The 19,168-nt window shown below is 44.3% G+C and carries 15 protein-coding genes and 2 pseudogenes; 3 read left to right on the forward strand and 14 right to left on the reverse strand.

Annotated elements, in window-relative coordinates:
- Nucleotides 1-229 precede the first annotated feature (229 nt).
- From IM462_RS15115 to lepA, 8 genes and pseudogenes are all read right to left on the reverse strand, one after another.
- Nucleotides 230-1,453: a DNA cytosine methyltransferase gene (locus IM462_RS15115; RefSeq protein WP_287699940.1), complete on the reverse strand. Its 1,224-nt coding sequence runs from the start codon at nucleotides 1,451-1,453 to the stop codon at nucleotides 230-232.
- Nucleotides 1,453-3,612: a potassium-transporting ATPase subunit KdpB gene (gene kdpB / locus IM462_RS15120; RefSeq protein WP_287699939.1), complete on the reverse strand. Its 2,160-nt coding sequence runs from the start codon at nucleotides 3,610-3,612 to the stop codon at nucleotides 1,453-1,455. The genes IM462_RS15115 and kdpB overlap by 1 nt, the downstream gene beginning before the upstream one ends.
- A gap of 285 nt (nucleotides 3,613-3,897) precedes the next feature.
- The gene (gene kdpA / locus IM462_RS15125; protein WP_287699941.1) at nucleotides 3,898-5,643 is read right to left on the reverse strand and encodes a potassium-transporting ATPase subunit KdpA; all 1,746 of its coding nucleotides are present in this window, start codon (nucleotides 5,641-5,643) and stop codon (nucleotides 3,898-3,900) included.
- Between the two features lie 435 nt (nucleotides 5,644-6,078).
- Nucleotides 6,079-6,216: pseudogene (locus IM462_RS15130) on the reverse strand (transposase); the annotation flags it as partial.
- 125 nt (nucleotides 6,217-6,341) lie between these two features.
- The gene (locus IM462_RS15135) at nucleotides 6,342-8,156 is read right to left on the reverse strand and encodes an ABC transporter ATP-binding protein (RefSeq protein ID WP_287699938.1); all 1,815 of its coding nucleotides are present in this window, start codon (nucleotides 8,154-8,156) and stop codon (nucleotides 6,342-6,344) included.
- 244 nt (nucleotides 8,157-8,400) lie between these two features.
- Nucleotides 8,401-9,084: a hypothetical protein gene (locus IM462_RS15140; protein WP_287699937.1), complete on the reverse strand. Its 684-nt coding sequence runs from the start codon at nucleotides 9,082-9,084 to the stop codon at nucleotides 8,401-8,403.
- A gap of 3 nt (nucleotides 9,085-9,087) precedes the next feature.
- The gene (locus IM462_RS15145; protein ID WP_287699936.1) at nucleotides 9,088-10,266 is read right to left on the reverse strand and encodes an AAA family ATPase; all 1,179 of its coding nucleotides are present in this window, start codon (nucleotides 10,264-10,266) and stop codon (nucleotides 9,088-9,090) included.
- Between the two features lie 60 nt (nucleotides 10,267-10,326).
- Nucleotides 10,327-12,138: a translation elongation factor 4 gene (gene lepA / locus IM462_RS15150; protein ID WP_149107614.1), complete on the reverse strand. Its 1,812-nt coding sequence runs from the start codon at nucleotides 12,136-12,138 to the stop codon at nucleotides 10,327-10,329.
- Between the two features lie 333 nt (nucleotides 12,139-12,471).
- Between lepA and IM462_RS15155 the strand changes: the two genes are divergently transcribed.
- The 3 genes from IM462_RS15155 (at nucleotide 12,472) to IM462_RS15165 (ending at nucleotide 16,146) form a co-directional block, all read left to right on the forward strand.
- Complete coding sequence (locus IM462_RS15155; protein WP_002762207.1) at nucleotides 12,472-12,702, forward strand: type II toxin-antitoxin system CcdA family antitoxin; 231 nt, start codon at nucleotides 12,472-12,474, stop codon at nucleotides 12,700-12,702.
- A 226-nt stretch (nucleotides 12,703-12,928) separates the two neighbouring features.
- Nucleotides 12,929-13,249: a hypothetical protein gene (locus IM462_RS15160; RefSeq protein ID WP_287699935.1), complete on the forward strand. Its 321-nt coding sequence runs from the start codon at nucleotides 12,929-12,931 to the stop codon at nucleotides 13,247-13,249.
- Nucleotides 13,250-13,347: 98 nt separating this feature from the next.
- A complete protein-coding gene (locus tag IM462_RS15165) occupies nucleotides 13,348-16,146 on the forward strand; it encodes a CHAT domain-containing protein (RefSeq protein ID WP_287699934.1) in 2,799 nt (932 codons plus the stop codon).
- Nucleotides 16,147-16,287: 141 nt separating this feature from the next.
- On the opposite strand, the gene IM462_RS15170 is transcribed toward IM462_RS15165, so the two are convergent.
- The 6 genes and pseudogenes from IM462_RS15170 to IM462_RS15195 form a co-directional block, all read right to left on the reverse strand.
- The gene (locus IM462_RS15170; protein ID WP_162467768.1) at nucleotides 16,288-16,437 is read right to left on the reverse strand and encodes a hypothetical protein; all 150 of its coding nucleotides are present in this window, start codon (nucleotides 16,435-16,437) and stop codon (nucleotides 16,288-16,290) included.
- Between the two features lie 97 nt (nucleotides 16,438-16,534).
- Nucleotides 16,535-17,167, reverse strand: a complete 633-nt coding sequence (locus IM462_RS15175) for a DUF3782 domain-containing protein (protein WP_287699933.1) — start codon at nucleotides 17,165-17,167, stop codon at nucleotides 16,535-16,537.
- Nucleotides 17,168-17,280: 113 nt separating this feature from the next.
- Nucleotides 17,281-17,412, reverse strand: coding sequence for a hypothetical protein (locus IM462_RS15180; RefSeq protein ID WP_287699932.1), 132 nt, complete (start codon nucleotides 17,410-17,412; stop codon nucleotides 17,281-17,283).
- Between the two features lie 143 nt (nucleotides 17,413-17,555).
- A complete protein-coding gene (locus tag IM462_RS15185) occupies nucleotides 17,556-18,017 on the reverse strand; it encodes a ribonuclease toxin HepT-like protein (protein WP_287699931.1) in 462 nt (153 codons plus the stop codon).
- Between the two features lie 17 nt (nucleotides 18,018-18,034).
- Nucleotides 18,035-18,412: a nucleotidyltransferase family protein gene (locus IM462_RS15190; protein ID WP_287699930.1), complete on the reverse strand. Its 378-nt coding sequence runs from the start codon at nucleotides 18,410-18,412 to the stop codon at nucleotides 18,035-18,037.
- 477 nt (nucleotides 18,413-18,889) lie between these two features.
- Nucleotides 18,890-19,168: pseudogene (locus tag IM462_RS15195) on the reverse strand (glutamate dehydrogenase); the annotation flags it as partial.

The raw sequence follows: 19,168 nt of genomic DNA on the forward strand, positions 1-19,168 counted from the left end.
AATTCTTGGGCTGCCCATTTCTCCATTTTTTTGCTTACCTCCACCTTGATTCCTTCTTTCAAAACTATACCTATCAATCGTTTCCCCTTTTTTTAAGTTTCTTCTCTTTTTGTTAAGAAAGATCCGACTAATGGATAGCTTATTAAGGGGGGATTAAGGGGGGATCGACACCCCCCTTATCAAGGGGGGATTAAGGGGGGATCAAAGACAAAATCTATTTTCAATTTAATTATAACCACTTACTTAGCTGTAGTTGTCGATAGGTTGTCTTTTTCCCCTTTTTCAATTCATAGTTAAGAATACATTGGCCCACATATCTAGCCAAATTAATAGGAACAGCATTGCCAATCATTTGTTCTAGATTAGATTTTGTTCCAGCAAAAATAAAGTCTTTAGGAAAAGTTTGGATATAGCTTCTCTCCCTCGTTGTTAGCGGTCTTAATTTTTCATTAAGATGACAAGCATCACCGGGATGTTGTCGATAGGTTTTGGGAACTGGTCGATTTACTCCTCGAATAGTAGGGCGAGGTTCATAAATACTGAATATCGCCCTTCTTTGATAGCTTCTAGGATGTCTATAATAGTATTCTATATCTAATTCTTTGCCCATATAGTCAAATACAGTCAGAGGTTGACTTGATAAATTGTCATTGATTTCATCGATTAAAAAATCATCTTCTTCGTTCATTTTACCGATCAGAAAATATCTTTTTCTAGTTTGAGGAACTCCGCAGTAACAAGAATTAATAACTTTTCCAGTTAAACCATAACCATGGCTTTTAAAAATTTGTTTTGCTTGAGTGAGTATTTTACTTTTCTCAATTCTATCCACATTTTCCATAACAAACCATTGGGGACTTACTCTAGTTACAATTTCAGCGAATGTGAGCGTTAGATTCGCTCGTCCTAAACCCTCGTCTCTCTTACCCGCACTGGAAAAGTCTTGACAAGGAGGGCTGCCGACAATAATCTCAGGATTATATTGAGCCAATATTTCTTGATTAGATTCTCTAGATAAATCGACATTAAATATCGGATGACTAAAGTTATTTCTATAGACATCTATAGCAGGTATCCAATTATCAAATGCAGCCACAATAGTAAACCCCGCTTTCTGGAAACCTAAAGATAAACCACCACAACCAGCAAATAAATCGATTGTGATCATTTTGCTCCCTCCTCTAAATTGACTCGCGAAAGCGTAAAATAAATTATCGGAATCGGGAGCTAGACCGTATAACTCTTGTGTACTTAACTCCGCTGGTTGAATTTTTAAATTTTCATCAAGTTTCAGATATACATTTTTCAGTCCTTTCCAATCTAAGTAAGCGCACAAAGAAGCTGGAAATGAGGAGTTAAATTGATTTTTACCCCAGGTTTCTTTTTGGGTAAAATCCCGATTCGAGTGCTTCAATCCGAATAAACTAGGCTTAAATATTGCCGATTTTCCCATTACCTCAACCCGATCGCTGAAATTATCTCATCAATAATCTTAATAGCAATAAACGGCGCAATCATGCCTCCCACGCCGTAGATGAGGATATTGCGCCGCAATAGTTGGTCAGCAGTGAGCGGGCGAAATTGAACGCCTTTAAGTGCTAGGGGAATCAAAACGGGGATAATCAGGGCATTGTAGATCAGGGCCGAGACGATCGCCGATTGAGCGCTTTTCAAACCCATAATGTTTAAAGAACCGATCCCGGCAGCGGCGAAAATCGTCGGGATAATGGCGAAATACTTAGCGATATCGTTAGCTACCGAAAACGTCGTCAGGGCGCCGCGGGTAATGAGTAACTGTTTGCCGATGGTCACTAAATCGATCAGCTTGGTCGGGTCGGAGTCGAGATCCACCATATTGGCCGCCTCCTTCGCCGCTTGGGTTCCGGAGTTCATCGCCACACCGACATTAGCCTGGGCCAGTGCGGGTGCGTCGTTGGTTCCGTCTCCCGTCATGGCAACTAACTTGCCCTGGGATTGCTCGCGACGGATCACCTCGATCTTATCTTCTGGGGTGGCCTCGGCGATAAAATCATCCACCCCCGCCTCCGCCGCGATCACCGCCGCCGTGATCTGGTTGTCGCCAGTGAGCATGATCGTTCTCACACCCATGCGCCGTAATTGGTCAAAACGCTCTTTTAATCCAGGTTTCACGATGTCTTTGAGATAGATCACCCCGTAGATATCGTTACCCCGACAGACGGCGAGGGGAGTTCCCCCCAAATGGGAAACCCTTTCCTGTGCCTGATCGAGGGTCTCGGGAACGGAACCACCGCGGGAACGGACGAAACCTTTAATCGCGTCTACGGCTCCCTTACGGTATTCCTCGCCGGCCCTATCGGTGCCGCTCATGCGGGTACGAGCGGAGAATTCGATTCCCTCGCCGGGTTGGCCATCGATATCGAGGTTCGCGCCCAAATTCCGGGCTAAGGCAACGATCGATCGTCCTTCTGGGGTTTCGTCAAAAAGGCTGGCCGTTAGACAGATGCGGGCTAATTCCTCGAGGTTATGACCGTTGACGGGGATAAATTCGTCAGCCAGCCGGTTTCCGAGGGTGATCGTTCCCGTTTTATCGAGAAGGAGGGTATTTACGTCGCCGCAGGCTTCCACCGCACGCCCGGAGGTGGCGATGACGTTAAACTGAGCCACACGATCCATCCCGGCGATGCCGATCGCGCTCAATAAACCGCCGATCGTCGTGGGAATGAGGGCGACGAGGAGGGAGATCAAGATGGCGATACTGGAACCGGCCCGAAAGGTATCCGCAACCGCCGGTCCAAGGCTCGTTTCCAGGAAACCGGCGATATAGTTCCCGATCGAGGGAATCGTGGCCACGACAATTAAAAAGACTTGGGTTAACACGGCCAGAAGTACCGTCAGCGCGATCTCGTTGGGGGTTTTCGTGCGCTCGGCCCCTTCCACAAGGGAGATCATGCGATCGATAAAACCCTGACCAGGATCTTGAGCGATCCGCACCGTCAACTCGTCCGAGAGAAGCCTAGTGCCGCCGGTGACGGAACTGGCGATGTCGGTGCCGGGTTGTTTGAGGACGGGGGCTGATTCTCCGGTGATCGCCGATTCATCCACCGAACCGATTCCCTCGATCACTTCCCCGTCGGCGGGAATCACGTCCCCGGCCACCAGTTTCACCCGATCGCCCCGACCCAAGGCCGTGGAACTGACCGACTCGATCGAGCCGTCGGCAAGGATTTTCCGGGCCATCGTGTCGCTGCGGGTGGAGCGCAGGGCATCGGCCTGGGCTTTTCCCCGTCCCTCGGCGATCGCCTCGGCGAAGTTGGCGAACAGCACCGTGAAGAAGAGGATGAGGGTGATGATGCCGTTAAGTAGCCGTTGTTGTCCCCTATCCCCTGCGATCGTGCCGAATAGATGCGGGTCGATCGTCACCAAGGCCGTGACGATCGTTCCTAACCAGACCACGAACAGGACCGGGTTACGCACGGCGATGCGCGGGTCGAGTTTGAGGAAGGACTGCCGGATCGCGCGTTGATAGAGACCTGTCCGGTTTACCTTGGGGGTGTGGCGGCGGTCGTCCCTGCGACCTCTCGGCACTCGCAACGGGCGGGAGGATTTAGAATTTCCTTTGTTCGTTCTCATAAATTATCTAGGGCTGGTTGAATAAATCTAAAAACCTTGTTGGGTAAGACTTTTAGACCTTTTGTCAATCAAAAAGTACTGGATATGGGAGTGATCGGGGGGAAATTTAGGCACTTTTTCCCTGAAAATTAGGTAATTGGCCACCTCAAAACTGGTAAAACCCCACACCCCACACCCGTTCGGACCTCGGCGTGAGCTCGGTCGAACGCTGAGCTCACGGCCGAAGCCCACACCCCACACCCTACCCCCCGGAAAAACTTTTTGCCGCAAACCCTGTCTAAAGTCCTAGCCGATCATCCTGGTGATTTGAAAGGCTTCCGCGATCGGCCCGAGGGCCAATATCGGGAAGAAAGTGAGCGCACCGAGAATTAAAATCACCCCCGCCGTCACGCCGGTAAAGAGTCCGGTATCGGTGCGGAGGGTTCCGGTGGTGGCGGGAACCGGTTGTTTACGGGACATCCCATCGGCTAACAAGAGCAGGGCCGCGATCGGGATATACCGTCCGGCCAGTAAACTGAAGCAGGCGCTCAGATTCCACCAGAGAGCGGTCATCGTCGGTTTCGCCCCAGCCGCGATCGCGAGCGGCGCGGGTTGGGAATCCCCCAGTCCCTCGAATCCCGACCCGTTATTGGCAGCGGCGGAAGCGTACTCGTAGATAACTTGAGATAATCCGTGAAAGCCGGGGTTACTGATGCCCTGAAAGTCGGGAAAGGCAAGGGCGATCGCTCCGGGGATGAGGATGGCGATCGGGTGAACCAGCAGAATTAAAAAACTCGCTAACACCACTTCCCGCTTCTCGATTTTGCGCCCGAACAATTCGGGGGTTCTTCCCACCATTAGACCGGTGACGAATACCGCCAGGATCAGATAGGCGAACAGGTAGGCGGTGCCGGTTCCCTGGCCGCCGAAAACGATTTGCAGGAACAGATTCGAGAGGGTGACGAAGCCGCCGTTCGGCATCAAGGAATCGTGCATGGCGATCACCGCACCGCACATGGTGGCCGTGGTAGTTACCGCGTACAGGGCCGATTGCGCCCAACCGAAGCGTACTTCTTTACCCTCGAAGTTAACCGCTCGCTCCACCCCTAGCAGGGAGTTAACCGCCTGGTTGCCGTTATATTCCCCGATCGCTGTGATGATCGTAAAGCCGATGAAGATACCGAGGGGAATTAGATAGATTAACCGAGCTTGCTTGAGATTATCGGCGAAAACCCCGTAGGTATAGATCAGGGAGGTGGGAATCGAGAGAATCGCTACCAACTGCACCAGATTGACGAATCCGTTCGGGTTTTCAAAGGGGTGGGCCGAGTTGCTGGCAAAAAAGCCGCCGCCGTTTTCTCCCAATTCCTTAATAATCTCGAAGTGGGCCACTGGACCGCGGGCGATCGCCTGACTGAGGTTGGGGTTTTCTAGCGTCGGCAAGATCGCCGGGCCCGCCAGGGTTTCCGGGACCCCGGCGATGATCAGGGCAATTGCCCCCACGATCGAGATCGGTAAGAGGATACGGGTGATCGCTCGGATCAGATCCACGTAGAAATTGCCCAACGGTCGCCCCGTCAGTCCCCGAATAAAGGCGATCCCCACCGCTAGACCGGTTCCGGCCGAGGTGAACATCTGGTAGCCGAGACCCCAAATCTGACTCGCGTAGCTGAGGGTGGTTTCTCCTGAATAATGCTGTTGGTCGCTGTTGGTGATAAAGGAAATCGTCGTATGTAGCGTGGTGTCCCAAGGGGGGGCGGGGATCCCCGTCGGGTTGAGGGGAAGGACTCCTTGGCCGGCAATCAGGGAAAAAACCAGAATTGCTATTACCGCGTTAATGTAGAGAACGGCGCGGGCGTACTGCCAGCCGGTCATATTCTCTTTCCCTTTCACTCCGACGAAGGTATAAAGAAGACTCTCGGCTCGATCGCACAGTGGGTCGAGTAGGGTTCTCCGTTCCATGAACACCCTCGCCATATACCGCCCGAAAAAGGGGGTGATTGCCACGATTATCAGGATCGTGAGCGCGATTTGAATCCATCCTTGCAACATGGTTCGATCAACTCCGAAAAAAGGCAAGTGGTCATTGAGCTTGTGGAAATTTAACCGATCATGGACGGTGAGCTTGTCGAATCCGTCCATGATCGACCGGGAAACTTAGGGGTTTCCTGTCTCGAAACCGCTTTAGAAAACCAAGTTTGTCTAATCATTAGCGATCATTAACCAGTGGATGATCGAGGGATTAATATCGCCTCTGCTGGGATGATTATAGCGATTTCAGGGCAATCGCACACAATTCTTAACATTTTTGGACTTTGGACAAAGAAAAAAAAGATTTGCGTAAAATTCCCGGACTCTCCTAGACTGGTTATGGCAAATTAGTAGTTTCAATGAGCCTAAACCCTGAAATAGCCTAGAATCCAACAAAGCAAAAAGCTTTTTTTATTAAAATTGCTGGCTCTTCTGGGTTTCGTTTGTTAATTTTTGTTATGAATTAAAGCAAGCAAACAGTTTAAGTCGAAGATGTTCAAAATTGGTCAATCCATAACTTATTCTTTTAATAAGCTTTATTTTGGTATTCATTCCCTCAATTAATCCGTTGGTTGTCTGATTTTCAAAATAATTAGGGTTTGCTGAATATCTGCCAAGTCCAAACAGCTTCTAGGGAATAGGTAACGGTTTCGTTAGACATGGTGAGCAACTTCCATTAGATATATTTTCTCGGTCCGCTATCGGGGACTATTTTAAGATTAAACCAGTTCGCCGCTTTCTTGCAAAGAGTGGAGACGTTGATAGATTCCCTGCTGATTTAATAATTGGTCATGGCTACCGATCTCGACAATGCGACCATTATCCAAGACGACAATTTGATCAGCTTCTCGAACGGTACTGAGACGGTGGGCGATAATAATTGTGGTGCGAGTGCCTAAGATGGATTTCATGGCTAGTTGAATGGCTCTTTCTGACTCATAATCTAAGCTAGAAGTGGCCTCATCAAAAACTAACACATCTGGATCAACAATTAACGCCCTAGCAATTCCTAAACGCTGTCTTTGTCCCCCCGAAAGACGCACGCCCCTTTCCCCTACAATAGTGGAATAACCATTAGGTAATTCCTGAATAAATTCATCAACACGGGCAATTTTACAGGCTTCTTCTACCTTCTCAAAGCTAATATTAGGATTACCGTAGGTGAGATTTTCTAACACCGTACCATTAAACACATCTACTTCTTGATGGACAATCGCTAACCGTCGCCGATACCAAGTCACATCTAAGCGACTAATATCCTCGCCATCCATCAGAATTTGCCCTTGATTTGGTTCAAAATAGCGGAAAAGTAACTTAACTAAAGTGGATTTTCCTGAACCAGATTTTCCCACTAATGCCACGGTTTGATAGGGTTCAATCAGCAAATTAATATCCTTGATAATCGTTCTTTCAGCACTATAGCCAAAGCTAAGATTACTTAATTCTACTTTCCCCGTAAAACGATAGGGATTATGTTGGGCATGATCGGCTAAAAGACTACCAGAATCAGTGCCACTGGGCAAGTTGATAAATTCCTGTAAACGGGCCATAGAAGCATAGCGACGAGCGAAAGTTTCTGCCATTTGGGATAGGGGATCTAATTCCGCATAGGCCATACTAGCGAGGGTATAGGTGGTAATAAAATGCCCGATCGAGATTTTCTGTTGAACGGTGGCTAGGAGAGTAAAGAAAAATACTCCAAATAAACTAGCTTGGACGAGGGTTTTTTCCCAAGTAATTAAGTCCACATAACCCTTATGAATGCGATAGATAACGTAGGTAAATTCTCTCTCTAAACGCTGTTTCTGACGATATAATTCCTGTCCTTCTGTGGCAAAAGCTTTGACAGTTTTGATATTAGTAATAATCTCAGAATTGCGACTTTGTGTATTTTCGATGTGCTGATCCAGAATTCTTTCTTTTTGCATTAAATCTTTTAAATCTCTCAAAATAAAGGCTACAATTAATACAAAAGAAATGACAAAAGCGAGGGCGATCTGCCATTGAATTACCCAAATAACAAGAAAAATACCGAAAACTCTAAACAATTTTGGGATCATCATTCCCGCCACTTCGGGATAAGTCCAAGTATGATTTTCTATCCCTTTGGCGATCCGGTTAGCGATGCGTCCTGGATTATTTTCATCGTAAAAAGATAGGGGTAAGGTGAGAATTTTAGCAATAATTTTTCCGAGATGATCTCGTCGCGCTCTTAAGGATATTTCCCAGTGAAACCATACACCCACCCAAGGCTGAATTGGTGCTTTAATTACCGTGGTTAGGAAAATTAAGCCTAATAATACTGCCAAACTAACCCACTTTTCTGAGGCAAAGGGAGTTAAAATCATGGTGCGATCGACCAAAGATTGCACGAATCCATCTAAAGGTTGATCAGAAAGAACATTAAGAATCTGTCCGACAGCGTAGGGAACCATCAGATCGATAATTTCAAAGACACTGGAGGCAGCAATGCTCAAAAAGGCGGCTTTTTGATAATTGCGATAGTAACTGAGAATATCGCGTAAGGAAGCCATAACATCAAGTAAATTGCCAATTTTTAACTTCTATCTGGTAACTGCTAACTGAAGAGACTAAAGGCACTTTTGGGATTGTTTTTCTGGAGTTACCATTATACTACAATACTACAAAAATCTGCCGACCTAGAAATTTATAGGACAAAAGCCTTGTCATAGTCTTGTATTCTCAATCAGCTATTAGTCAGGAGACGATGCCAGATCAGCTTATATTTCATCCTCGTCAGAAGCACCAGAGATCAATTTATCTAAAATTTTGACGAATATTATCACAAAAATTAATAAATTTCTGAAAGGTTTTTAAGTGTTCGGTTTTATCGATACGCTTTTTTAATTCATTAAGATAGTATTGTTCTTGAGCTACCCCAGGGAGTTGTTTAGAATAAGACAAACCTTTAGCTTTAAAAATAGACTTTAGATAAGCGAAATGAAAATCGGCATGATTTCTGCAATTAAATCTACCCATTAGTTCGGGATCATTTTCGTAAACATCATAGTGTTGAACATAATCAGCTAAAAGTCCCTGTAAATGTTGTTTAGGATTAAATATTCTACGATTGCCTAATAGCCATGTTTCAAGACAGCGATTTTGAATAATGATCACGATTTCAAGTTGTGCGGGGATAGTAATATTTTTGGTGATAAAGTCATTAACATATTGTTCTCTTTCTTCGACAGTATCCTCATCAGCATCGAGACAGATGACTAGATAGTTATATTTGGATACTTCTTGAATTTTATCGATGGCGTTAGGAATTCCCTCATCAAGTATCGAGGGGTAGCCATTACCACTAATCAGAAAGTAATTGTTGTGATTGACTTGATCGTAAAAATCAACTCGCTTAAATTCGGGGATAAGATAAGTTAACCAGGCAGTATAAAGCTTTTTTTCGGTACTTCTTCCTTCAACTAAAAAATAAATATTCATCGATTAACTAATTCCTTGGGGAAATTCTTCTAAGACATTGATAAGATCAATAAAGGCTTTTTGTCGAGTTTTAGAAATATGAAAATCAGCTGCATTGTGTACCTGAATTACTCCTCCTTTACGAGTGACTATTTTCCAATAGCCAGGACTGATATTATTAATTATATAGGGATGATGACTGGTAATAATAAACTGTAAATCTCGATAATTAACTAATAAATCTTCTGTTAAAGTGTCCAAACAGTTAACCCCCAAACTATTTTCAAATTCATCGATTAATATAACGCTCCCATCAGGAGATAATTTGATCGTTGCTAAGAACATCAGGCTTTTTATCATTCCAGAGGAGATATTTGGTTCTACAATCCAGACATGAGAGTTTTTTTCTTTTATTTGTATGCGAGGTAGCTCTTCAAGTAAACCAATTCTAGTTAATGAAACAAGCAGATCACCTAGTTCGGATGGCTCTAAAGATTCTATTTTTAAATCTTCAACTTGAGGGAAAATATCTAAAAACTTTCTCTTTATTATCTCGAACGTATCAGGATATTTTTTATAAGTGATCAGTAGTTTGTCAGAAATAGGAAGTTGACTCGATTGTAATTCAGAGAGAGAGTTATATTTGGCATATTCGTCGTTTTCCAAGATTTTATCAACTGCTGAATATGAGATATTAAACTTAAGTGGATTGAAAATCATTTTGTTAAATTCCTGTCGAACAGGGAAAACATCTTCTTCTTGATTGAAAAGCTCTATACAGCTTAAATAAGATGGTAGTTTTGGTGTCTTTGAATGTTTAAACTCAATTACCTCTTGATTTCTTGCGATCAAAACCTCTTGATCTTTTAAAAGAGTTTCCCTAATTATACTAACCTTATTTTCGCCGTCATTACTATTGACTTCATCTTCTTCAATCTTGATGAGAGAACGAGCTTTTCTAACCTCAAATTCACCCAACCAATGATAACGAACATGATCATTGGTTAAAAGTTCTACATCCCATTTTACTCCATTTATAGACTCACCGTTAGCGATTCTTTTTAAATTACTAATAGCCTTTAAAATCGAGGTTTTTCCTGCACCTGAGATACCAACTAATAAATTCAAATCTGGAAAAAATTTGCAAGAATCTATACTTAATCCAGAGGATAAATCTTGATAGGATAATCTCAAAAGTTTCATAATAATTTCTTTCCCTCTGCCAAAACTAAAAAGGGTGAGGATTAACTCACCCTCTAGACTTTACTGAGGATCGAGTTTTAGGACTGCCATAAATGCCTCTTGCGGGACATCAACAGTTCCGATCGCTTTCATCCGTTTTTTCCCTTTTGCTTGCTTGTCTAACAGCTTTTTCTTGCGGCTAATATCACCACCATAACACTTAGCTAAGACATCCTTTCTTAAAGCGGGAATATGTTCACTAGCGATAATTTTAGAACCAATAGCTGCTTGAATGGGAACCTTAAATTGATGCCGGGGAATCAATTCTTTTAACTTTTCGGTTAACGCACGACCAACATAATAAGCTTTATCCCGGTGAACGATCATCGCTAAAGCATCAACGGGATCACCATTGACCATAATATCTAATTTAACTAGCTCATTTTCCCGATAGCCAATTAATTGATATTCCATACTAGCGTAACCGCGCGATCGAGATTTTAATTGATCAAAAAAGTCCGTCACCACTTCCGCTAAAGGTAACTCATAAATCAAAGCGGTGCGAGTTTTAGTAAAATAACGCATATCCTTGAAAACTCCCCGACGACTTTGACATAATTCCATCAAAGCACCTACATAGGTTTCCGGAGTAATCATTTCCACTTGGATATAAGGTTCCTCAATTTTTTCCCGTTTTTGTGGGGAAGGTAACAAACTGGGATTATCCACTTCGACAATTTCCCCATCGGTAGTAGTGACCTGATAAACTACCGAGGGAGCAGTGGTAATTAAATCTAAGTTATACTCCCTTTCTAGTCTTTCCTGGACGATTTCCATGTGTAGCAGTCCCAAGAAACCGCAACGGAAACCAAAACCCATGGCGCTAGAAGTTTCCGGTTCGTAGGATAGAGCTGCATCGTTTAATTTTAACTTTTCCAGCGCATCTTTGAGATCGGCATACTGATCAGCATCGGTGGGGAATAATCCGCAGAAAACCATCGGTTTTGCTTCTGTATAACCGGGTAAAGGCTCTTGTGCTGGTTTAGCGGTTAGAGTAATCGTATCACCCACCCGGGCATCAGCAACAGTTTTAATCGCGGCTGCCAGATAACCCACTTCTCCCGCGTGCAGTTCATTTACCTGTACCTGTTGCGGTGATAAAATTCCCAATTCATCAATAACAAATTCTTTACCAGAAGCCATAAAACGAATTTTATCGCCCTTTTTCACCCGACCATCCATGACGCGGAAATAGACAACTACCCCTCGATAAGCGTCGTAATAACTATCAAAAATTAAAGCTCGGAATGGTTCTTCGAGGGTATCTTGGGGAGGGGGAACTAATTGGACGATCGACTCTAGAATATCATTAATACCGATCCCAGCCTTAGCCGAGGCCCGAATCGCCTCACTACAGTCTAAACCCACCACTTCCTCGATTTCCGCCGCGACTCGTTCCGGTTCGGCACTGGGTAGGTCGATTTTATTTAAAACTGGGATAATTTCGAGGTTATTTTCCAGTGCTAGGTAAACATTGGCTAAAGTTTGCGCCTCTACTCCTTGGGACGCATCCACAACTAATAAAGCTCCCTCGCACGCCGCTAGAGACCGAGAAACCTCGTAGGAAAAATCCACATGGCCGGGGGTGTCAATCAGATTGAGAACGTATTTTTGACCATCCTTAGCGGTATAATCCATGCGTGCCGCTTGTAACTTGATGGTGATACCTCGTTCCCGTTCCAAGTCCATATTATCGAGAAATTGTTCTTTCATCTCCCGTTGGGCTACGGTTCCCGTAATTTGCAGGAGGCGATCGGCGAGAGTTGATTTACCATGATCGATATGAGCGATGATGGAAAAATTGCGAATGCGAGAAACGGGAACGTCAGTCATCGTGGTTCACTGCTGGCAAAAGTCAGGGGTTTATAAAATTTTAGATTCCTTAATTCATTGTAGAGGTAAAGTCTCTAAGGCTGGAGCAAAAGCGAAAAGTAAAAGGTAAAAAAAGCTAAACTGCAAGTATAGTCAGGGTTTTGACCTTAGCTTTCCCTCTCGGCATCCACAGGAAACTATGGTCAGTTTGAGTATGGGGACAAAATCAGGCAAAGGGCAATGGCTAAGGAAAGGCTCTATGATTTGTCCAAATCGGATTACTATAGATAAACTCTTGGATGAGAATCCTCGACTGACGGGTAGAATGATAGATAGCAATCATTAATAGAGCTTATGAACGACAATGCTACACCGACTCAGCGCACGGCGGAGAAAGTTGAAATCGCTATTCACCTTGACTCGGAAGTTTTAGAACAGATTAAACACCTGACTAACGATCCTAGTCGCATTATCGAAACAGCGATTAAACAGTGGCTAAGAGGAGAGAAACAACCGGATGAGGACTTAACCCGTCATCTTCGACGCAATCCCCCCGTACCACCCAAAGGGGAATGGAATGACTAAGATTTTTCAGTCTCTAATAGGTTATTTCCCGACGGAGAGACTGAAATATTTTCTTATGTCAACCATTGATGGTAATTGAGATTTTTTCCCCAACTAAGCTAGTCATACTAGATTCGTTGAGTATAGGCTAGATATCAGGACAGGCAAAGGGGGGAATAGATAATCAGTCTTTAATAACTGGATTTAGTATCATTTTGCTTGGGTACTGACAGGAGGAACAAAACTGATGCAGATAGAAATTCAAGGAGCCGATGCTATCAAAGTTGCTCAGGATATCCTAGAGATGGAAGGGGTGCAAGGCAGCTACGAAGTTATCTCCGAAGTGCAGAAAGAGGGAACCCTTGCCACCATCGCCACCATCATCGGCATTATTAGCGGAACAATCGCCATCGCTGAGAAATTTTACCAATTAAAGCAAAAAATTGACTCTCCTGAAACCCCGAAAATCGAACGGGTGTTAATTGTGAGCAAAAACGGCGATCGTCTGCTGCTCAAAGATGCTACCCTAGAGCAACTACAAAAACTCTTGGAACAAGAAAAATCATGAAGATACTGCATATTGACCTTCAGGAGAGGGGTAGCAATAGGGTTGAGTTCCGATTTTTCTGGGATAACCCCAACCAGATTGATTTCTACACAAGATCCTTGAGTGAAATAGACAACCTAAGTAAAAAGGCCGACACCGATTACTATACCCGTTTACCGGAAGACCACGCCAGAACAGGACAAGGTTTATACCGATGGTTAGATGGTACGGAGCGCATTCTACAGAACGAATTAGATAGCCACCGGGGAGAGGAAATAATAGTTCTGGCTATCAGCACCAGCCAAGGATTAGCTCATCTACCCTGGGAATTATTACACGATGGTCAGGGTTTTCTGGTGTCTAAGCTTCCCGCTATTGTTCCCCTGCGGTGGATGAAAACCGATAATGGAAGGCTGTTAACTGTGGGCAACAACCCGCAGGATCGAGCCTTAAATGTGGTTTTCATGGCAAGTTCTGCTAAGGGTGTAACGCCTATACTAGACTTTGAGGCAGAAGAAGGGAAGATCCTCAAAGCAACTAGAGGAAAACCCCTATCTTTAACCGTTGAAGAGAGCGGATGTATTCAAGAATTAGGCGAATTGATAGCCAGTAAAGATAGAGGATATTTCGATGTTATCCACTTGAGCGGACACGCTACCATCAAGGAGCGGAAACCCTATTTTATTACTGAGACGGAATACGGAGATAGGCAAGATACCAGCGCCGAAGATATTGCCAGAGAATTACAGTTTAATTTACCCAAGCTTTTGTTTTTATCAGGGTGTCGGACAGGCTACTCCGATGGTGATGAGATCCTTTCGATGGCCGAGAAGTTATTAGAAAATGGAGCTAAAGCTGTTTTGGGGTGGGGTCAACCCGTCAGGGATAACGAAGCTGCTGACACGGCGGCCATCCTCTATGAAAAGCTTTCCCAAGGCTTTACTTTAAGCGAGTCGTTAGCTTTTGCCTATCAGAAATTATTAGGAAATCAGGCGAGGGATTGGCATTGTTTACGCCTCTATGTCCGGGAAAGTATCCCAGAAGCTTTGGTAAAGAGAGGACAGAAAAAACCTTTACCTCCCGTATCCTTTGTTGACAAATTTGTGGACCCAGAAACGAAATATTTGCGGGTAGCCACACGGGAAACTTTTATCGGTCGCCGCCGTGATCTTCAGGATTGCTTGCAAGTGCTGAAAAAACCCTTTGATAATCCTAAAGCAATTCATAAGGCCGGGGTTTTCCTGCAAGGTTTTGGTGGTAACGGGAAAAGTACCCTCGCCGCTCGTCTGTGCGATCGCCTTCCAGACTATACTAAGCTTGTCTGGTGGCAACAAATTGATCAAACTAGCTTGGTTAATACCCTAGCTAAAAAATTAGACCGTCCACAACGTCAAATCCTTCTGGATTCTAATGAGGATTTAGACTATCGCTTAAAGAATGTTTTTGGTGTTTTTGGTCAGTTAAACCAGCCTCTTTTGCTTATTCTTGATGATTTCGAGTTTAACTTAGAATGCCCTTCAGCCAGCGATGACTATATCCTTAAAGCAGGGGTAGCCCCCCTATTACAAGCTCTAGTTTGGGCGATACAGGAAACTAATTACTATCATCGCCTGATTATTACCTCGCGCTATACCTTCAAATCCCCTCTATTAGAGGAATTTTATCATCTGGAGTCTTTGCCTTCTTTCAAATACAAAGAGTCCGATTTAGAAAAGAAACTGCGGCGGTTAGAGCATTTTAGTTCGGGTAAGATTGATAAAAACTACATAGAAAGAGCTTTAAATCTTGCTGATGGCAACCCCCGTCTGTTGGAATGGCTCAATAATGAGGTTTTAAGTTCAGGGGATATAGATGCTAAATTGCAGTCATTTGAGAATGGATCTGATGTTACTTGGCGCGATAAGATAATCTGGCGGTTAGAGGAAAAACCTCAACTCTTGACGGATGAAGCTCTTGAAAAAGTGGTCAGTAATTGCCTAATCTATGAAATTTCTGTCCCTTTGGCTGCTTTAAAAGCGGTTTGTCAATCTGTTCCCAACTATCATAAAAAATTAGAACAGGGACGGGATAAAGGTTTGATCGAGGTAATCCACAATGACGACAGAGAAACCCTCTACCGCGCCTCCCACATCAAACATATTAACCCCCATATCGAGCTTCCCAAAGATGCAAGTAAGCTTTCTGATTTAGAGAAAACGGCAGCCAAGGTTTTAACCGAACTTTGGGGGAATGAAGAGAACAACAATGAGGAAAGATGGGCAGAGATTTTCCGTCTGGCTTTTGCAGAGACAGAAAACCCCGAAAGGTTCAGGGAACAATTCGATAAGATGATCTCAGTGCAATACAACAGAGAGGCTGATCGCGCCTACGAAAAAGAACTAAGAAAACAGAGAGTATATCTCATAGAAAACCAAGGGCAAATCTATCAAAAACTAGAGGAGTACCTACAGCAACAGGATTGGAAAAAAGCCGACTACGAAACCGCTTTCATTATGTACCAGTGGATGGTTATAGAAAATTATGATGACTTCTATGATCTTTTTAGTCAGGTATCCCTAGAGGTAATCGATGAGATTGACCGTCTCTGGATGGACTACAGCGCAGGAAAATTTGGTATCAAGGGACAGGCGAAAATTTACCGTGATCTTGAGGGTACGAAATCCTATAATGAGGAAGTGTGGAATAGTTTTGGCGATCTCATTGGTTGGACAGCAGGAGGCAAATGGTTGGCGGTCAATGAAGTAGCATATCATGCTACAAATGAGTCGCTAGCTTTTACTTTCCCCATACTTATATACAACCACGGTCTTGAGGGTGACGGCGGGCGTTTACATGGGGTGCATGGGTTTGGGTTGGGTATTGCCAAGGTGGGTATATTTAGAGTCTCTTCTCTCGCGTCAAGACTTAAAGGACTGTAGCATATAGGGTTACAAGATTTTGTGAACAATTATTAACAGGTAATTTTCCACGAAGCCATGCGGGTTCTGGGTTTTCGATACCTGTCACCGAGGGGTTAACCACCGCTCCGATTTTTTTGTAGTATGCTTCCTACTAGAAAGTTATGGGTGAGAAAATCTTTGTGTTCTTTGTGCCTTTGTGGTTCTTTCTTGCGCTTTTTGGTAATCTTCACTGCAAATCATCCCATGTAGAATTTCTGGCAATTTATCGATTAAATTTCTGGCTTTTTGTTTAATGTTTTTTATTTCCATGATGGTTTCCAAAATGACTCCTGACAATGGATAATTATCAACTATTCATTATTAATTAAAAGGGCGATCGCAAAATTACGCCTTCTTAAAAAAGAGATTAAACACCTTCAGCAAAACCCAAAGGTTGAAACTGAGTATCATTAATAATTTTAACCGTTTCCCCCGATTGCTTAATCACAAACAAACCGCGCCGATAGGCATAGACATCTATCCCCTGATCAATTTCAATGCCTGCCACTGCCCCATAAACCCGAAACTCTCGAAATTGGGGGAAAGCAACCTTAAATCGCTGTAATCGGCTGACAAAATCATCTACATCATCCCTCGACAGTCGAGATTTACATTCCACCGCCACCAACTCGCTCCCATTCACCGCCACAATATCAATCTCCATTGCCGCCCCAGAACGCTTACTTTTCAAGCGACTCATCGTTTGGGTGACATCAATGCCCCGTTCCTGAAATAAACGCACAACCGCAGGCTCTACCATTTCTTCTATAAAAAGACACAAAGGAGTTGTTAAGCTATTGACCGCTTTGGTCGTTTCTTGTACCTGTTTTTTTAATTCTTCCATCGTGCGATTAGCTTCGGCACTGCGGCGATCGGCTTCGGCACTGCGGCGATCGGCTTCGGCACTGCGGCGATCAGCTTCCTTTTGAAACTCGGCAAATTGGGCCTCAGTTCTTTCAAATAACTTGTAAATATCGGCGATCGTTACAGCGTCTGACATAGGAAGATTCTTCAAGCTTGAGGAGTCTAGTCCCATTCTAGCGACTTGGCCCAGAAAAAATGTCCCTAGCTTCTCGTCCGTGTTTTTTCAATCAATTATTGACTATCAACTAATCAGCGATCGCAGTTCAAGGGGAAGGGGTCAAAGGTCAAAAGGCGATCGCGGTCAATGGATAGACGACTGTTGCCCAACACCCCATCCGATAACTGGGCAAAATCATTGATAATTATTTGATAATAGGACATTGGTTGGGTTTTGTTCCTCAACCCAACCTACACTCGTCAGCTTTATATCCTAGAAAGAGGTCAAGATATGAAAAATATTAAATATAGCAAAGATAAGGCGTTGCTGAATTAAGAATCGCCTACCCCTAACGTAAAGCCTTTATTTAATCTAATTGAGCCTGATGTTCAAGAAAAGCAGCAAAAGCGAGACATTCTGAACGAATTTGAGACAACATGAAAGGAGCCGATTCGACTAAAAGTCGGAGTTTTTCCGCCTCAAGCTGAAACGCATAAACATTTCGTACCACATGACGTAAACCACGATATTCTTCTAAAGCTTCACGGCTGCTTGAAGAGATAAGGGCGGGTCGTCGCTCAGGCATTTCCCGACTCATTTGTTCTAATAAAAGCTGATGCCAGTTAGCCCCTTGAGGGAGAGAGCCATCGATGACCTTAGCCACTTTCTCAAATAGCCGTTCCAATCCACTGTAAAAATTGTGTAATCCCAAAGCGACACTATCAAGATAAAGAGAATCAAAACTATTAAGATAGCGTTGCCAACCTTCAGTTGCTCGTTGTACTGAGCGTTCTAGCTGCTCGATCTCTATGGGGATTTCCTGTGCCAACTTGATCAGCCTTGGGTTCAAAGAGTGACCGCCTCAATTGCAAGAGTGTTAAGAAAAGAAGTCGAGCAAGAATCTCCATCAACGAGATCCACCTCAAACTCACTACTAACCGACGTAACTGCCGCAACAGCTTGATAGAAGAGTGCAGGAGGAATCCCCCAGGCAACCAAATCAATATCTGAGTTAGCATCAAAGCAATCAGAATGGTTAAGAGAACCAAAAACTGCTACTCGTGATGCACCAAACTGTTCACGGAGTAAAGTAGCTAAAAAGCTGGCTATTTGCCAACCCCGTCGCCATCGCTCAGGGTCAGCCTCAGTAGTAGAAGGGCGAGTCAAGTGGTAAGATGACCACTGTTGAGGAGATAAATCGAGAGCCGTCTGGTTTTGAGACAAGTTACTATCCCTATCCCTGTTGATCAATCACCTGTGCTATTATAGTTTACAAATGAACTGATTAAAGATAAATTGCGATCACTCGACTCGATAATGCGATCGCCTTTTCCCAAAAACCTAATTATAAATAAATCAATTTCTTAATATTCAAAATGACTTCAAATCCACAAGTATCTAAAAAACCGCTCTCTCATCCTGGCAAACTTCCCCATAAAGATAAGTAGGTGGGTGGAATTAAATATAAGATGAACGTAGGTTGGGCTTCGGCCGTGAGCTCAGGCTTCGACGGTGAGACTTCGGACGTTCGGCGAGCTCAGTCGAGCGGACGGTGAGGCTTCGACGGTGAGCTCAGCCGAACCGCCTGTCGAACCGCCGCGTGAGCTTTTGTCGAACGCTCAGCTCACGGCCGAAGCCCAAAACCCTATCACCCTATTTATTTCCTGACTCCTGACGACCGACTCCTGACGACCGACGACCTTAAGCTCTCGTCTTATTTTGGTAATAGTCGCGGGTTCCCTTGGCATCTAGGGCTTCACCGAGACGATCAATAGCCTGGGCGTAGGCGGCGGTACGCAGAGATATATCGAATTCCTGGGCGAAAGACCAGACTTTTTCCGCTTCTGTCACCATTCTTTCTTTTAAGCGCTCATTTATCTCGTTTAATCGCCAATAAAGACCGCTGCGATTTTGCACCCATTCAAAATAACTCACCGTTACCCCACCGGCGTTAACCAAAATATCGGGGAAAACGAGAAT

It is taken from the genome of Microcystis sp. M144S2, from assembly GCF_020246065.1.
Taxonomy (GTDB): Bacteria; Cyanobacteriota; Cyanobacteriia; order Cyanobacteriales; family Microcystaceae; genus Microcystis; species Microcystis ichthyoblabe_A.

Bases quoted from the DNA above. Each gene is read 5' to 3' on its own strand.
- IM462_RS15115 (WP_287699940.1), bottom strand. From the start codon at position 1,453: ATGGGAAAATCGGCAATATTTAAGCCTAGTTTATTCGGATTGAAGCAC.
- kdpB (WP_287699939.1), bottom strand. From the start codon at position 3,612: ATGAGAACGAACAAAGGAAATTCTAAATCCTCCCGCCCGTTGCGAGTG.
- kdpA (WP_287699941.1), bottom strand. From the start codon at position 5,643: ATGTTGCAAGGATGGATTCAAATCGCGCTCACGATCCTGATAATCGTG.
- IM462_RS15135 (WP_287699938.1), bottom strand. From the start codon at position 8,156: ATGGCTTCCTTACGCGATATTCTCAGTTACTATCGCAATTATCAAAAA.
- IM462_RS15140 (WP_287699937.1), bottom strand. From the start codon at position 9,084: ATGAATATTTATTTTTTAGTTGAAGGAAGAAGTACCGAAAAAAAGCTT.
- IM462_RS15145 (WP_287699936.1), bottom strand. From the start codon at position 10,266: ATGAAACTTTTGAGATTATCCTATCAAGATTTATCCTCTGGATTAAGT.
- lepA (WP_149107614.1), bottom strand. From the start codon at position 12,138: ATGACTGACGTTCCCGTTTCTCGCATTCGCAATTTTTCCATCATCGCT.
- IM462_RS15155 (WP_002762207.1), top strand. From the start codon at position 12,472: ATGAACGACAATGCTACACCGACTCAGCGCACGGCGGAGAAAGTTGAA.
- IM462_RS15160 (WP_287699935.1), top strand. From the start codon at position 12,929: ATGCAGATAGAAATTCAAGGAGCCGATGCTATCAAAGTTGCTCAGGAT.
- IM462_RS15170 (WP_162467768.1), bottom strand. From the start codon at position 16,437: ATGGAAATAAAAAACATTAAACAAAAAGCCAGAAATTTAATCGATAAA.
- IM462_RS15175 (WP_287699933.1), bottom strand. From the start codon at position 17,167: ATGTCAGACGCTGTAACGATCGCCGATATTTACAAGTTATTTGAAAGA.
- IM462_RS15180 (WP_287699932.1), bottom strand. From the start codon at position 17,412: ATGTCCTATTATCAAATAATTATCAATGATTTTGCCCAGTTATCGGAT.